The sequence below is a fragment of the Streptomyces sp. H39-C1 genome, assembly GCF_027158125.1.
Taxonomy (GTDB): domain Bacteria; phylum Actinomycetota; class Actinomycetes; order Streptomycetales; family Streptomycetaceae; genus Actinacidiphila; species Actinacidiphila fildesensis.
In genome coordinates, this window is the sequence record NZ_JAPVLS010000293.1 from 1 (window position 1) to 609 (window position 609).

2 pseudogenes are annotated in these 609 nt (G+C 64.5%); both read left to right on the forward strand.

The features are described 5' to 3' along the window. A pseudogene (locus O3W51_RS48285) lies at nt 1–474 on the forward strand (2-oxoacid:acceptor oxidoreductase subunit alpha); the annotation flags it as partial. Next, nucleotides 467–609: pseudogene (locus tag O3W51_RS48290) on the forward strand (2-oxoacid:ferredoxin oxidoreductase subunit beta); the annotation flags it as partial. The pseudogenes O3W51_RS48285 and O3W51_RS48290, both read left to right, overlap by 8 nt.

Genomic DNA, 609 nt, shown 5'->3' on the forward strand with positions numbered 1-609 from the left:
GGCACCCCCGGTCTCGAACACCGGATCGGCGGTATCGAGAAGCAGGACGGCACGGGCAACATCTCCTACGACCCGGCCAACCACGACTTCATGGTCCGCACCCGCCAGGCGAAGATCGACGGCATCGCCGTACCCGATGTGACCGTCGATGATCCGAGTGATGAATCCCCGGTTCTGTTGATCGGCTGGGGCTCGACGTACGGCCCCATCGCCGCTGCCATCCGCCGACTCCGTGCCCAGGGACATCAGGTCGCGCAGGTCCATCTGCGCCACCTCAACCCCCTTCCCGCAAACCTGGGCGACATCCTCGGCGGATATCGCCATGTCCTGGTCCCGGAGATGAACCTCGGCCAGCTCGCCCACCTGCTGCGGGCGAAGTACCTGGTGGACGCTCAGTCTTACACCCAGGTGACCGGCCTGCCGTTCAAGTCCGAGCAGTTGGCTGACCACGTCAAGGAGACCTTCGATGTCTGAGATCCGCTCCCTGTCGTTGGTCCCCAAGTCCGACACCAAGCAGTCGATGAAGGACTTCAAGACGGACCAGGAGGTGCGCTGGTGCCCCGGCTGCGGTGATTACGCGGTCCTGGCCGCCGTCCAGTCCTTCATGCC